Raw genomic sequence first — 14,821 nt, 5'->3', positions numbered from 1 at the left:
GCCGCATTCGGCTTTTGCCCGCCAGATCTGCAAATAAGCAGACGCGCCGCCGCTTGCCGCCGTGCCGATTCTGCTATGGTCCACGCCAACGATCGGGCCCCGGCCCCGCAGATGTCTCAAGGAGAGAACGCCATGAATCCCCCCGTCAGCTCGCCCGCGATCAAGGTCGTAAAATCCGTTCGCGAGCAGGTGAGCGCCGAGGAGTGGCAGGCCCGTGTCGATCTCGCCGCCTGCTATCGCCTGATGGCGATGTACGGCATGACCGAGATGATCGCGAACCACATCTCCTGCCGCGTGCCCGGCACCACCGACCAGTTCCTGATCAATGCCTACGGCATGCTGTATGAGGAGATCGACGCCTCCAGCCTGATCAAGGTCGACGTCGAGGGCAACACGCTGCTCAACGCAACCGACTATGATGTCAACGTCGCCGGCTTGGTCATTCACAGCGCCATCCACATGGCCAAGCACGATATGGACTGCGTCGCGCACACCCACACCCCGGCCGGCATGGCGGTCTCCGCGATGGAATGCGGCCTGCTGCCGCTGGCGCAGACCTCGATGCGCTTCCTGCACATCGCCTATCACGACTTCGAGGGCATCGCCGACAATGTCGACGAGCGCGAGCGGCTGGTCCGCGACCTCGGCGACAACGAGGCGATGATCCTGCGCAACCATGGCCTCCTGGTCGTCGGCCGCACCGTGCCCGCCGCCTTCAACGTGCTGTTCCGGCTCGAGCGCGCCTGCCAGACCCAGGTGATGGCGCTGTCCTGCAACACCAAGCTGATCTATCCGCCGCAAAACATCCTCGAAGACACCTATGAGCGGATGCTACCCAAGCCCGGCCGCGCCGCGCGTAACGGCGAACTCGCCTGGCCGGCGCTGCTGCGCAAGCTCGATCGCGCCGATCCGTCGTACCGGGACTGAGACGAAATCGCGCCTTCGCATCAACTTTGGGCGTCGCTTGCCCGCTATTTGAGCGCACATTTTGCTGTGACATCGCCGATGCTAGCCGTCGGCGAGACGGCAGGTGCGTGCGATGAAAACCTTCATTCGCGTTGTTGAGCTCTGGGTGCCCGATCCAACACGGACGCGGCTGGAATTCGGCGGCAGCCTGCACAACTCCGAGTTTGTCGAGTTCAACGCGGTCAGCGAGAACGCGCTGTTCGCCTATGACGAGGGCCTTCCCGGCAAGGCCTGGGCGAGCGGCCATCCGGTCATCCTGACCGAATTCGCCAATTCCTATTTCAAGCGAACCGAAGAGGCGCGCGAAGCCGGCCTGACCTGCGGCGTCGCGCTTCCGGTGTTCGCCGGCGAATTCCTAATGGCGGTGATGGTGCTGCTCTGCGGTGACGACCGGAAGCATGTCGGCGCGATCGAACTTTGGCACAACGATCCCGACAAATCCCACGAGATGGCGCTGGTCGACGGCTACTACGGCACCGCCGACATGTTCGAGTTCAACTCGCGTCACACCAAATTCCCGCGCGGCTTCGGCCTGCCCGGCCGGACCTGGAAGGCCGGCATGCCGCTGATCATCAAGGACCTGCACAATTCCAAGGGATTCCTGCGCTGGGAGGACGCATCCGAAATCGGCATCAATTGCGGTGTCGGCATCCCCTACACGACCGGCGACCAGACCTGGGTGGTGACATTCCTGTCGGCGCAGGCGACGCCGATCGCACGCCGGTTCGAGATCTGGGTGCCGAACGAAGCGCGGTCGGCGCTGGTGTTTCACTCCGGCGACTGCAGCGAGCAGTCCGATCTTGCTGCGCTCTATGCGGCCAAGACGATCGGTCGCGGCGAAGGCTCTATCGGCGGCGCATGGGCCACCGGCATGCCCGCGCTCACCGAGCATCTGAAGCAGGATGAATCGATCGCGGCTACCCTGGCGCGTGGCTCCGGCATGAACCAGGTGGTCGCGCTGCCGGTGATCGAGAACGCCCGGCTCAAGGCGGTGCTGGCGTGGTATCTTTAGGGATTGGAATGAGCGTCCAAGATCGCGCGGAGCTATCCGTCCCGTCATGCCCGCGCAAAGTCTTCGCCATCGCGTGGGCATGACGGCAGAGATACGAGCCCGCCATCTGCCCAATCGTCGTCCTGGCGAAAGCCAGGACCCATAACCACCGATATCTGTTGAGAGAGGGCCGTGGCCCCAGCGTCGCATCGCAACTGACATTTGGGGTAATGGGTCCTGGCTTTCGCCAAGACGACATCGAATATGTTGCGCCGTTTGTGGGTCATGCTTTCGCATTCCCGCGACAACATCTGCCCGAGTCTTGCCTCTCATTCCGCCCTCTCTCTTGAAGAGGGCGCAGGGGAAGCCGGGTGCCGATTGCACCCATGGGTCCGGTGCAACAAAAAGCACCGGGGGTAGGACCACAGGTGTAACCGGAAACTCCGGCTTTCCCTGCGCGATGGTTTACGGCTTACTTCGTGCTCTCCCCGGCGAGACCTGGCTTGCTTGTCACCGCCCTTCGCAGGGATGCTTCGCATCCTGCTAGAGGACACCAGCCACTGGGGCGTCAGGACCACACGACTTCACCGTCCGCTTCACATGCAGTCGTCGCTTGCATGATCCACGTCCACCGCATCTCACCGCAACACTCGTGACGATCGCGACGCGCCCCTCAATCGGGTGAGACGGGCGGAATTGGATCACTGATTTGCCCGACGACGGAAGCGCCGATTTGCCCGTCGGGTTATTATGTCACAGGCGGCTCGTTGCCAGGTCATGCGGTCCGGAACCCTGGCTTCGCAATTTCGCGACGGAAGCCGAAATCCGTTCAATCGCAAGCGCTTACATACTCGCGCAAGTTGCAGCCAAGGTCCTGGCGCGGTCAAATCATGTCCGTAGGCGCCCGCAGCACCCGCAGCGTTTCCATATTCCTGCCCCACGCATCGCGGCGACACAAATTATTTGGTGCCGGTCGCCATCGACGCGACATGAGGACCTTGCGCTTGACGTGCTGCCGATGGTCAACTCGCTGATCGGAATGTTCCTGCATCGTTGGGGGAAGCATGAAGTTCAAGTTGATTGCGATCGCGGTTGGCCTCGGGCTCGCACTCGCCGCCACGGCGGCGGCCCAGACCCCGCGCAAGGGCGGGACCATTCGCATGACCGCGCCCTATGGCTCCAGCTTCACCAGCATGGACATCCACACGACACCGCGCGCCCAAGACGAGATCTACGCCAAGGCTCTGCACCGCTCGCTCTACATCTGGGACTCGACCGAGGGCAAGCCGGTTCTGGAACTTGCCAAGGAGGTCGCCGTCTCGGGCGGTGGCCTCGTTCATACCTTCAGGCTGCGCGACGACGCCTATTTCCACAACGGCCGCAAGATGACGGCCGACGACATTATCTGGTCCTACAATCGCATCATGGACGGCACAAAGGCCTATCCCGGTGCGCGCTTTGTCCGGTTGATCGAGGGCGCGGCCGAGGTCGAGAAGGGCCAAGCCAAGGAAATCTCCGGCCTGAAGAAGATCGACGACTTCACCCTCGAAATGAAGCTGACCGAGAAAGTCGATCCCGCCTTCTATTTCTTCACCGCGTTGACCTCGATCTATCCGGCCGACGAGGGCGGCAAGGAGAGCTTCCTCCAGAAGCCGATCGGTCTCGGTCCATTCAAATTCGTCGAGCACGTGCCGGGATCGCGCATCGTGCTTGAACGCTGGGACCGGTTCTACAAGCCCGGCAAGCCATATGCCGACAAGCTCGTCGTATCGCTGATGGGCGAAGCCGCCGCCCGCGACGTCGCCTTCCGCAACAAGGAGATCGACACCTCGGTGCTTGGGCCCGCGCAATATGTCGCCTATCAGGCCGATCCCAACCTCAAGGGCAGCATCGTCGAGGTCGCCGAGGTCTTCACCCGCTATATGGGGATGAATCCCACGTTCAAGCCATTCTCCGACAAGCGGGTTCGGCAGGCCGTCAACTACGCGATCGATGCCGATCTGATCATCAGCAAGCTGGTCAAGGGCAAAGCCTATCGCGCCACGAGCTGGCTGCCTTTGACCTCGCCGGCATACGACAAGGCCATGCAGCCCTACCCTTACGATCCTGCGAAGGCGAAGCAATTGCTTGCGGACGCGGGTTATCCCAACGGCTTTGAATTCGAATGGACCACCAGCCAGAACGAAAGCTGGGGCTTGCCGATCGTCGAAGCGGCGATCCCGATGCTGGACAAGGTGGGCATCAAGGTGAAGGTCAAGCAGGTCGAGACCGCGGTGCTGGCGGAGGTCATTCGCAAGGGCGACTTCCAGGCCTTCATCTATTCCCAGGCGACCGGCCCGGATCCGCAGGCAGCGCTCAAATGCTTCCACTCGGCGACACCGCAATCGGCCTGCAACTATACGACTTTCAAGAACGCGGAGTTCGACAAGACGATCGATGCAGCCGGCCAGACCGACGATGCCGCAAAGCGCGTCCAGCTGCTGCAAAAGGCCAATGCGCTGCTCCAGGAGGAAGCGCCGATCTGGTTCTTCAACTACAACAAGGCGGTCATGGCGGTGCAGCCCTGGCTCCAGGGCATCCAGCTGGACGCGACGGAACTGACCCATCAAAACGTCGAAGACCTTTGGGTCGACGACACCTCGCCGGCGAAGTGACAGGTGCCAATCGCTCTCCCTCCATCGTGTGAAACGATGGAGGGGATGAGGAAAACGTCGAATGCTCTCCTTCGCGATCCGTCGAGTCCTGCAAACCATTCCGACCGTGCTGGCCGTCGTGCTGGTGATCTTCGTGCTGTTCAGCGTCGTTCCGGGCAGCATCGTGTCGAGCATCGGCGATGACGGCCGGGGTCCGACGGACCCGCAGGTCGTGGAACGCATGAAAAAGCAGCTCGGCCTCGACGATCCCGTTTACGTGCGTTTCGGCTCCTATGTCGCCAAGCTCACGACGGGAGATTTCGGGACCTCGTTCCGGACCCGCGAGCCGGTCACGACCATGGTTGCCAAACGGATGTGGCCAACGCTGCAGCTGATCTTCGCAGCCCTGGCGTTTGCCATCGCGGTCGGCGTTCCGCTCGGTTTCATCGCCGCGCTGAAGCCAGGCAGCATCGTCGACACGCTCTCGATGGTCCTGGCGGTGTCCGGCCTCTCGATGGCCAAGTTCTGGCTCGGGCTTTTGCTGATGTATCTGTTTGCATTGAAGCTCGGCTGGCTGCCGAGCTTTGGCTATGGCGATGGCAGCCTCAAATATCTGCTCCTGCCTGCCGTGACCCTCGGCGTCTCGCCGATGGCGCTGCTGGCGCGGACGACGCGGGCAGCGGTGCTCGAGATCATGACCGCGGATTTTGTCCGGACGGCGCGTTCGAAGGGCATGAGCGAGACCCGCGTCGTGACGTGGCACGTGATGCGCAATGCCCTTGTCATCATTCTCACGGCGATCGGCCTGCAATTCGGCGTCGTGATGGGGCAAGCCGTCGTTGTCGAAAAATTGTTCTCCTGGCCGGGCATCGGCTCGCTGCTGGTCGACAGCGTCCTGCAGCGCGACATTCCCGCCGTCCAGGGCACCATTCTCGTGGTGGTGCTGTTCTTCCTCACCGTCAATACGGTGGTTGACCTGCTCTACGGCGTGATCGATCCCAGGATCCGATACGCATGAGCGGCGGTCGATCTCATCACACGAGCAAGCGATCGACCGCGCACCCTGCCACAGCGGGGCGGTCGCGATGAAGCTTGGAACCAGCGCGATCATCGGCGGGGTATTGTTCGCGCTTGCGATCTTCGTCGGCCTGTTCGCGCCCTGGCTTGCACATACAGACCCGGTCATGGGCGCCAACCTCATGAATGCCGAAGAACCGCCGAGCTGGATCTGGTGGTTCGGCACCGATGCGCAGGGTCGCGACATCTATTCCCGCGTCGTGCACGGCGCGCGCATCTCGCTGACGGTCGGCATCGTCTCGCAGCTCGTCAATAGCGTCATTGGCGTGACGCTGGGCCTGACCGCGGGCTATTGGGGCGGCTGGTGGGACGATGTCGTCAACGGGCTGACCAATCTGATGCTCGCGATCCCCTCGCTGATCTTCGCGCTCGCCATCATGGCGGTGCTTGGACCCGGCCTGACGAGCCTCTTGATCGCGCTCGGATTGACCAATTGGTCCTTCACCTGCCGGATCGCACGCGCCTCGACACTGTCGCTCAAGAGCCAGGGCTATGTGCAGGCTGCGCGAGTGCTCGGCTATGGAGATTTGCGCATCATGATCACGCAGCTGCTGCCGAACATGGTCGGCCCCATCATTGTCATCGGCACGCTCGGCATGGGCGGCGCGGTACTGGCAGAAGCTTCGCTTTCATTCCTCGGCCTCGGCATCCGTCCGCCCTATCCGAGCTGGGGCAGCATGCTGTCGGAGGCGCGCGACCAGATCACCACGGCGCCATGGCTGTCGGTATTCCCTGGCCTCGCCATCTTCCTAACGGTACTGGGCCTCAATCTGCTCGGCGATGGCCTGCGCGACGTGCTGGATCCCCAGTCGCGGAGCCGGCGCGCATGACGGCCGCTCCGCTGATCGAAGTCGAGGATTTGCGCATCGATCTCGACAACGGCGCCAGCCATGTTGCGGCGGTCGAGGGCGTTTCATTCCGCATCGATCGCGGCGAGACATTCGGCCTTGTCGGCGAATCCGGCTGCGGCAAGAGCATTACGGCACTCGCTTTGATCGGCCTGCTGCGCCGGCCGCTCTCGGTCGCCGCCGGCGCGATACGGTTCGAGGGCCGCGAGATTCAGGGACTTTCCGCGGCCGCGCAGCGGGCGCTGCGCGGCGACCGCATCGCCATGATCTTCCAGGAGCCGATGACGGCGCTCAATCCGGTATCGCCCGTGGGCCGGCAGATCGCGGAGATGTTCGTGCTGCACAAGGGCAAGAGCTGGCGCGAGGCAAACCAGCTGGCCGTCGAGGCGCTGGCGAACGTGCGCGTCCCCGCACCGGAGCGGCGGGTAAAGGATTACCCGCACCAGCTTTCGGGCGGCATGCGCCAACGCGTGATGATCGCCATCGCGCTGGCATGCGATCCGGATCTTCTGATCGCCGACGAGCCGACCACCGCGCTGGACGTGACGGTGCAGGCGGAGATCATCGAGCTGATGCGCAATCTGTGCGCCGAGCGGGGCACAGCGATCTTGATGATCAGCCACGATCTGGGCCTGGTCGCCAACGTCTGCCGCCGCGTCGGCGTCATGTATGCCGGTCGCATTGTCGAGGAACGCGGCTCGGACGACATCTTCCGCGCCTGCGCGCATCCCTACACGCAAGGCCTGGTCGACTCGCTGCCGCGGCTCGGGAGCCGCGCGGCGCTCGGCCGGTCGCGGCTCAGGGAAATCGCCGGCGTCGTCCCGGCGATCGCGGACTTTCCGAGCGGCTGCCGCTTCAATCCGCGTTGCGCACAGGCGACCGAGATCTGCCGGACCACCGCACCGGAAACGACATGGCTCGGTGCAGGCGGCCTCGTCAGGTGCCACCACCATGCATGAGCCCGCGGCGAAGCCTGGCGACGATGTCATCCTTAGCGTGGAGGATCTCGCGGTGCATTTTCCGCTCGGCGGCGGCTTGCTGGGTGGCGGCCAGCGGCTGCTGCGCGCGGTCGACGGCATCGATCTCGAACTGAAGCGCGGTGAGTGCCTGGGCCTCGTCGGTGAATCCGGCTGCGGCAAATCGACCGTCGCCCTTTCGCTGCTTGGGCTGCTGACGCCGACGCGAGGCAGGATCGTGCTCGACGGCCACGTCGTGACGGGCCAGCGATCGGTCGATCGAAAGCTCCTGGCCCGTACCGCCCAAATGGTGTTTCAGGATCCCTACGCCTCGCTCAACCCGCGCCAGACCGTTCGCCGCACGCTTGAAGACCCGCTGCGCCTGCATGGTGTGACGGCCCAAAGCGAGATCGATGGACGCGTTGCGGCGATGCTCAAACATGTCGGCCTGCGGCCCGAGCAGGCCGGCCGCTACCCGCATGAATTCTCGGGTGGCCAGCGCCAGCGCATCGGCATCGCCCGCGCGCTAATCCTCAATCCCAAGATCGTTATCTGCGACGAACCGGTCTCGGCGCTCGATGTCTCGATCCGTGCCCAGATCATCAATCTGCTGCTGGAATTGAAGGAGAGTCTCGGCCTCTCCTACATCATGATCAGCCACGACCTCGGCGTGGTCGAGCACATGAGCGACAGGGTCGCGGTCATGTATCTCGGCCGCATTGTGGAGACGGGCGGCTGGCGCGAAATCTTCGAGCGGCCGGCACACCCGTATACGCAGACCCTGATCGCCGCCATTCCCGATCCGCTACGCCGCGCACCGCTCGCGACGACAAGGGGCGAGCTTCCCAATCCACTCAATCCGCCGGACGGATGTGCATTCAGTCCACGCTGTCGCTACGCCGAAGCGGTGTGCCAGCGCGAGCCCGGGCCGTCGCTTCAAACGCGCACCGACGGGCACGCGGTCCGGTGCTGGCGAGCTGACGAGATTGCCGGTCAGCCTCCAAGCTGAATGGTGCGTTCCAGCGCAGCTGCGAAGCCGTTGAGGGGGACATTGAAGACGACAGCCTGCCCGTTACTGATGTTCTGCGCGGCGGTGAGCGTCTTGGCCTTGCTGATGGTGTCGGTCACGACCGTGGGAAAGGATACCGGAAGCGAACAGCCTTGCGCGGTGCAGGTGGAGAACCGGGTCTGCTCCAGATCCTTGCCGTCGAGCTTGAGGACGGCCCCGGCATCGAACTTCAGCCCAAACGGCATCACGATATTGCCTTCGGCCTTTCCGTCCTTGGCGATCAGCTCGATGGCGAAGATTTTCTGATTGGTCTCCTTGGAGGTCTGTGTCTGACCCAGAGTGCAGAGCTTGGCACCGCCATCGAGCAGGCATTTGACGATCCAGTCTCCGTAGGTCTCGCTGACGGCTGATACGCCCTTGGGAAGCTGGACGGGGCGGACAACGCCATCCATCGCGGACGTCTGGCTCCTTGTGTCGATCGGAATCGAGACCGTGCCCCCGCTGGCGTCCGATTTGTCAGAGGTTCGGGCGGCCTGCGCCGAACCGATGCCGGCGATGACGACGAGAGCCGCGATCGCCCGAAGACGCCTGTCTTTGCGCTGACTCTCACCATGCCTTGGCTCCGCCTCGTCACATCTCGAAACCGAGATTTACTTTGCGTGGGTATTATTCCCACGCATGCGGGGTACGTGTACTTGGAGAGCCGCCGACATGCAAGAGATTATCGCCGCCACTGTGATTGTTGCGATAGTTGCATTCTGCGGCGGGTATTTCTGGGCAGTTGCACGTGAAGCCAGGATCGCGAACAAGCAACGGCGGAAATAACAGCGGTGCTCGACGGTCCGCACTGAGGCAATCTATCGCGACAGATCCGTCATTCCGGGGCTCGCGAAGCGAGAACCGGGAATCCATTCATCCAAAAGGCCTGCGGCCCGATGGATTCGGGGCTCGTGCTTCGCACGCCCCGGAATGACGAGGCAGTTCGTAGGATGGGTAGAGCGCAGCGAAACCCATCATGCGTGCCGCACGCGAGGTCGATGGGTTTCGCTTCGCTCTACCCATCCTACGCCTCACCCTTCCTCCCGTGATTTGCCCCAGGGACGCGTTTTCAATTAAGGTCGCGGGATGGACATGCTCGTCAAACTCTATGCCCTGCCCGATTCCCGGCCTGCCTACGAGCGATTGCTCAAGGCCGGAATTGTCATGCGCCGGGCGCTCGCTCCCGAAAAGCACAAGGTCGTGGCCTGGGTGCGGGAAACGTTCAGCGAGGCGTGGGCCAGCGAAACCGAGGTTGCGTTCAGCCGCCAACCGGTCTCCTGCTTCATGGCGATCCAGCAAAAGAAGATCGTGGGATTCGCCTGCCACGACGCGGCCTGCCGCAACTTCTTCGGTCCGACCGGCGTCGCGCCGAAGGCGCAGCAGGGCGGCATCGGCAAGGCACTGCTGTTCGCCTGTCTCGAGGACATGAAACACCAGGGCTTCGGCTACGCCATCATCGGCGGCGTCGGGCCGGCCGAATTCTATTCGAAGGCCGTCGGCGCGGTGGCCATCGAAGGCTCCGCGCCGGGGATTTACCGGGGACTGCTGTAGCAGTTCGTAGGATGGGTAGAGCACAGCGAAACCCATCATGCGTGCCGCACGCGAGGTCGATGGGTTTCGCTTCGCTCTACCCATCCTACGCATCGAACTACACAACTAGCGCAGCTTGCCGAAAAATTCCCGCACCTCGCCAACGAACAGCTCGGGCTGCTCGAACGCCGAGAAATGTCCGCCCTTCGGCATCTCGCGCCAGTGCTGGATGTTGGTGAAATTCGTCTCCATCCATTTGCGGACCGGCGTCACGATCTCCTTGGGAAACACGGCAACGCCGGTCGGCACGCTCACCTTGTGCGGGGTTCGCTTGCCGGGCCCAAAGCTTTCCCAATAGAGCCGCGCCGACGATGCGGCCGTCTCGGTCACCCAGTACAGCATGACATTGTCGAGCAGTTCGTCGCGGCTGAGGATGTTTTCCGGATGCCCGTCGCAGTCGGTCCAGGCCCAGAACTTTTCCAGGATCCAGGCCGCCTGCCCGCTCGGCGAATCCGTCAGGGCGTAACCAAGGGTCTGCGGCCGCGTGGACTGTTGCTTGGAATAGCCGGAATCCCAGTCGGCATAGTACTTGATGCCGTTGAGCGCACGGGTCTCCTCCGGCGTCGGCTGCCCTTCGACATTGGGCCGGGTCGACATCGCAAGCGTGATGTGGATGCCGGCGCAGTGCGCCGCGTCCTGCCCACCGATCGCGGTCGTGACCGCGGAGCCCCAATCGCCGCCCTGCGCGAAATACCTGGCGTAGCCGAGCCGCTCCATCAGGACGGCCCAGGCCGTGGCGATCCGACCGACGCCCCAGCCTGTCGCAGTCGGCTTGGCCGAGAAGCCGAAGCCCGGCAAGGACGGGCACACCACATGGAAGGCATCGGCCGCGCTGCCGCCATGCGCGGTCGGATCGGTCAGGGGTTCGATCACCTTGTGGAATTCGACCACCGAGCCCGGCCAGCCATGGGTGATGAGCAATGGCCGTGCCTCGGGATGCTTTGAACGGACATGGATGAAGTGGATGTCGAGCCCGTCGATTTCGGTCGTGAACTGGCTGAAGCGGTTGAGCTGCGCCTCGCGCTGCCGCCAGTCGTACGTCTCGGCCCAATAGCGGCAAACCTCCTTGATCCATTGCAGCGGCGCGCCCTGGCTCCAATCGTCGACCAACTCGGCTTCCGGCCAGCGGGTCCGGCGCAGCCGGGTGCGGAGATCCTCGAGGACATCGTCGCTGACGGCGATGCGAAACGGGCTGATGGCGGTAGTCATGGCGTCTCCCCGAGGCTCGAAAGCTGCTTGGGGAACATAGGGTCGGACCGCCAACCGATCAAACCATCAGGCAACGCTATTTGCCGAGCGCCGTCTCCAGCAACGCCTGGGCCCGTTTGGTGGCTTCGGCGAATGCCGGTTGTTCCGGGGCGTGCTGGACGAAGCAGCGCTTGAATGCATCCTCGCCCTGCTGGCGCAGGTCGCCGAGCTTGTCATAGGCCTTCTTGTCGATCCGCTTCTGACGCAGCTTCTCGTCCGCTTCATCCGCCCGCTTGTTGTAGTCGGCGCGGATCGTCGCGCAGGCCGGCACCTGCACGGTGGGCTCGATCTCGCCATAGGCGATGTAGAACTTGCCGTTGGCGAGAGCCGCGACGAACACCTCGTCGGCGGCCTCAGGGGTTGAATCCTGAGTGCGGCCGGCGAGGAAACCGTAAGTCAGGGTTGCCGACGCCGGTTTGGCGAGCGGCAGCTCGTTGAAATTGATCACCGCGGCATCGGTCGAAATCGCCTGGGTGTACAGGCCCTCGAACTTCAGGGCCGGTTCGACCTGCTGCGGCACATTCTTGCTGCCCTTGTCCCACCAGGTCTTGTGCTCGTGCAGCCAGCGCGTGAACAGGGCTTCGGAGGTGACGATGATATGGGCCTTCGGTTCGACAAAGCTGCCGTCGGCGCGCTCCTCGCCGATCTTGCCGCCGTCCCCGCCGGGGTCGGCATCGAAGCGCAGGCCGTCCAGCATGCCGAACCCCATATCGCCTTTATATAGAGTGTCGAGGTTGAGCTGGGCCGGGGCAAAGCCAGGCCGGGCGGGCTGGGACAGGATCGCGACCAGCTGCCCCTTCAGCTCGTCGCGCGCGGCCGCCTCTGCCTTGTCGACGGCCTCATTGATCTTGTTGTCGTTCGACAGCTTGGCGAATTTGGCAATCGCAGCGTCGCGCGCGGCGATGTAGCGGTCCTCCGGCGACGCGGCGCGGGCCGGCGAAAGCACCAGGATCGGGGATAGGACGAGGGCAAGGCGGAAGATAAAATGCATGCCCTGTGGTCGCCCGCAGGGCATGCAAGGTTCAAGGTCACGGGTACTACCAGCATATCCGTCGCCGGCAGGCCCTCTGCCGACGCCGGATCTCGTCAGGGCCGGCCGGTCGTGCCGCCCTTGTCAGGCTGCCGCGGTCAGGCTGCCTTGATCAGGCTGCCTTGGATTTCGCCACGTGGTGGCAATCGCGTCCATCAACGCCGGCGACAGGCAGTCATAGGGCTCGAGCCCAAGCTCCTTCAGCCGCGACCTGATCCCAGCCATGTCGGCCGGCTTGACGCCGGACTCGATCACGGACGAGACGAAGGCGGCGAACCCGGGCGCTGCCGAGCCGGACTCCTGGAACAGCTCGGGATGGATGAAGTCGAGGCCATAGAACGGATGACCCTTGTTCTCGATCCGGCCGTACATGTGGGTGCCGCATCCGGTGCAGGCATGGCGCTGGATCACCGCCGCGGCGTCGATGATCTTCAACTTGTCGCCGTTCTCCAGCACGGTGACGTTCTCGCGCGGGACCACCGCGACCACCGAGAAGGTGGCGCCCGAAGGCTTCCAGCATTTGGTGCAGCCACAGGCGTGGTTGTGGGCGACGTCGCCCTTGACCCCGACCTTGACCTTCTTGTCCGCGCATTTGCAGACCAGCGTACCACCGGCAAAACTGCCGGAGCCTTGCTTGACGCCATTGTCGACTGACGGGTGGATATGAACAGTCATTGACCTATCCTCTAGTGCTTGGTGTTTTGATTTTAGAACACGACGACCGAACGGATCGACTTGCCCTCGTGCATCAGGTCGAAGCCCTTGTTGATCTCGTCGAGCTTCAGCACGTGGGTGATCATCGGATCGATCTGGATCTTTCCGTTCATGTACCAGTCGACGATCTTCGGCACGTCGGTACGGCCGCGCGCGCCGCCGAACGCAGTACCCTTCCAGACCCGTCCGGTGACGAGCTGGAACGGCCGGGTCGCGATCTCCTTGCCGGATTCCGCGACGCCGATCACGACCGACACGCCCCAGCCGCGGTGGCAGGCTTCCAGCGCCTGACGCATCACGTTGGTGTTGCCGGTGCAGTCGAAGGTGTAGTCGGCGCCGCCGTCGGTGAGGCCAACCAGGTGCTGCACGATATCGCCGCTCACCTTGGTCGGGTTGACGAAATGCGTCATGCCGAACTGGCGGCCCCAATTGTCCTTGGAGTCGTTGATGTCGACGCCGATGATCTTGTCGGCGCCGACCATCTTGGCGCCCTGGATCACGTTGAGGCCGATGCCGCCGAGGCCGAACACCACGACGTTGGAGCCCGGCGTCACCTTGGCGGTGTTGACGACAGCACCGACGCCGGTGGTGACGCCGCAGCCGATGTAGCAGCTCTTGTCGAACGGCGCGTCCTCGCGGATCTTCGCCACCGCGATCTCCGGCAGCACGGTGAAGTTCGAGAAGGTCGAGCAGCCCATATAGTGGAAGACCGTTTTGCCCTTGTAGCTGAAGCGCGAGGTGCCATCGGGCATCACGCCCTTGCCCTGCGTCGCGCGGATCGCGGTGCAGAGATTGGTCTTCTGGCTCAGGCAGCTTTTGCACTGGCGGCATTCGGGCGTGTAGAGCGGGATCACGTGATCGCCAGGCTTCACCGACGTCACGCCGGCGCCGACCTCGCGAACGATGCCGGCGCCTTCGTGCCCGAGGACCGAGGGAAAGATGCCTTCGCTGTCGAAGCCGTCGAGCGTGTAGGCATCGGTGTGACAGATGCCCGTCGCCTTGATCTCGACAAGGACCTCACCGGCCTTGGGGCCTTCCAGGTCGAGCTCGACGATCTCAAGCGGCTTCTTGGCTTCGAATGCGACTGCGGCGCGGGTCTTCATCTTGGTCTCCACAAAACATCAAACAGGTTTGTCATTCGCGCCGGTCACGCTCAGTTCTTGTTGCCCATGCAGGCGTCTTCCGCCTTTCCATAGGTATCCGACTTGTCTTCGTGCTTGGCCGGTCGAACACGCCCAACCGCATCGTTAGCGCGGGCGCGCAGGTACACATAGAGGTCGTCCATGTAGCAGGCAACGTTCGGGTTATCGCCGAATGCCGGCATGACGTTTTCCTGCGACGTCGACACGTTCTTGCGCCCGCTCGCGACCACGCCCATGAAGTCGGGATAGCTCATGGTCTTCAACGAATCCTTCAAAGCCGGCGCGTAAGTCGAGCCCATGCCGTCGGGTCCGTGGCAGACGTGGCACTCCGAATGATAGCGGCGGTAGCCCGAGTAGGTGTACCAGTCCACCGTACCGTCGGACGCGACCTTGAACGTCGGGTTTCCATCCCTGTCGAGATACTTGCCGTCCTCGGACTTGACGGCGGCCGGATCACCTACGTCCTCGGCGGAGGCAACTCCTCCCATTACCACGACGAAGATCGCGGCAGTCACAAACCAGATCTTACGCAAAAGCATATCCTCGCGTGCGGATTGAAGACGGACCGGCGCATGGAG

The 14,821-nt window shown here is 63.3% G+C and carries 13 protein-coding genes and 1 pseudogene; 8 read left to right on the top strand and 6 right to left on the bottom strand.

Going from position 1 to position 14,821, the window contains the following annotated elements; all coding sequences use genetic code 11:
• The first annotated feature begins 132 nt into the window (after window positions 1-132).
• From H8B02_RS00420 to H8B02_RS00390, 7 genes are all read left to right on the top strand, one after another.
• Complete coding sequence (locus tag H8B02_RS00420) at window positions 133-927, top strand: class II aldolase/adducin family protein (protein WP_229163986.1); 795 nt, start codon at window positions 133-135, stop codon at window positions 925-927.
• Window positions 928-1,039: 112 nt separating this feature from the next.
• On the top strand, window positions 1,040-1,978 hold the full coding sequence (locus tag H8B02_RS00415; RefSeq protein WP_229163985.1) for a GAF domain-containing protein: 939 nt from the start codon (window positions 1,040-1,042) through the stop codon (window positions 1,976-1,978).
• Between the two features lie 1,043 nt (window positions 1,979-3,021).
• Complete coding sequence (locus H8B02_RS00410; protein ID WP_229163984.1) at window positions 3,022-4,611, top strand: ABC transporter substrate-binding protein; 1,590 nt, start codon at window positions 3,022-3,024, stop codon at window positions 4,609-4,611.
• 61 nt (window positions 4,612-4,672) lie between these two features.
• Window positions 4,673-5,608: an ABC transporter permease gene (locus H8B02_RS00405; RefSeq protein WP_229163983.1), complete on the top strand. Its 936-nt coding sequence runs from the start codon at window positions 4,673-4,675 to the stop codon at window positions 5,606-5,608.
• A 67-nt stretch (window positions 5,609-5,675) separates the two neighbouring features.
• Window positions 5,676-6,497 (top strand): ABC transporter permease, encoded by an 822-nt coding sequence (locus H8B02_RS00400; protein ID WP_229163981.1) that lies wholly within the window; start codon window positions 5,676-5,678, stop codon window positions 6,495-6,497.
• Entirely contained in the window at window positions 6,494-7,474 is a 981-nt protein-coding gene (locus tag H8B02_RS00395; protein WP_229163980.1) for an ABC transporter ATP-binding protein, read from the top strand. Before H8B02_RS00400 ends, H8B02_RS00395 begins: the two co-directional genes overlap by 4 nt.
• On the top strand, window positions 7,467-8,480 hold the full coding sequence (locus H8B02_RS00390; protein ID WP_229163978.1) for an ABC transporter ATP-binding protein: 1,014 nt from the start codon (window positions 7,467-7,469) through the stop codon (window positions 8,478-8,480). Before H8B02_RS00395 ends, H8B02_RS00390 begins: the two co-directional genes overlap by 8 nt.
• Here the strand turns inward: H8B02_RS00390 and H8B02_RS00385 are convergent.
• Complete coding sequence (locus tag H8B02_RS00385; protein ID WP_229163976.1) at window positions 8,465-8,932, bottom strand: invasion associated locus B family protein; 468 nt, start codon at window positions 8,930-8,932, stop codon at window positions 8,465-8,467. The two genes, H8B02_RS00390 and H8B02_RS00385, sit on opposite strands and share 16 nt — an antisense overlap.
• Before the next feature lie 673 nt (window positions 8,933-9,605).
• Between H8B02_RS00385 and H8B02_RS00380 the strand changes: the two genes are divergently transcribed.
• Window positions 9,606-10,070, top strand: coding sequence for a GNAT family N-acetyltransferase (locus H8B02_RS00380; RefSeq protein ID WP_229163975.1), 465 nt, complete (start codon window positions 9,606-9,608; stop codon window positions 10,068-10,070).
• Window positions 10,071-10,175: 105 nt separating this feature from the next.
• On the opposite strand, the gene H8B02_RS00375 is transcribed toward H8B02_RS00380, so the two are convergent.
• The 5 genes and pseudogenes from H8B02_RS00375 to H8B02_RS00355 all read right to left on the bottom strand — a co-directional run bounded on the left by H8B02_RS00375 (window position 10,176) and on the right by H8B02_RS00355 (window position 14,731).
• Window positions 10,176-11,318, bottom strand: a complete 1,143-nt coding sequence (locus tag H8B02_RS00375) for an epoxide hydrolase family protein (RefSeq protein WP_229163974.1) — start codon at window positions 11,316-11,318, stop codon at window positions 10,176-10,178.
• A 76-nt stretch (window positions 11,319-11,394) separates the two neighbouring features.
• Window positions 11,395-12,348 (bottom strand): hypothetical protein, encoded by a 954-nt coding sequence (locus H8B02_RS00370; protein ID WP_229163967.1) that lies wholly within the window; start codon window positions 12,346-12,348, stop codon window positions 11,395-11,397.
• A gap of 151 nt (window positions 12,349-12,499) precedes the next feature.
• Window positions 12,500-13,062, bottom strand: a pseudogene (gfa, locus tag H8B02_RS00365) (S-(hydroxymethyl)glutathione synthase).
• Window positions 13,063-13,094: 32 nt separating this feature from the next.
• Complete coding sequence (locus tag H8B02_RS00360; protein WP_050405342.1) at window positions 13,095-14,204, bottom strand: S-(hydroxymethyl)glutathione dehydrogenase/class III alcohol dehydrogenase; 1,110 nt, start codon at window positions 14,202-14,204, stop codon at window positions 13,095-13,097.
• A 50-nt stretch (window positions 14,205-14,254) separates the two neighbouring features.
• On the bottom strand, window positions 14,255-14,731 hold the full coding sequence (locus H8B02_RS00355) for a c-type cytochrome, methanol metabolism-related (RefSeq protein WP_229164233.1): 477 nt from the start codon (window positions 14,729-14,731) through the stop codon (window positions 14,255-14,257).
• Window positions 14,732-14,821 lie beyond the last annotated feature (90 nt).

The organism is Bradyrhizobium altum, assembly GCF_020889705.1.
Classification (GTDB): domain Bacteria; phylum Pseudomonadota; class Alphaproteobacteria; order Rhizobiales; family Xanthobacteraceae; genus Bradyrhizobium; species Bradyrhizobium altum.
This window is presented reverse-complemented; position numbering and strand designations above follow the sequence as displayed.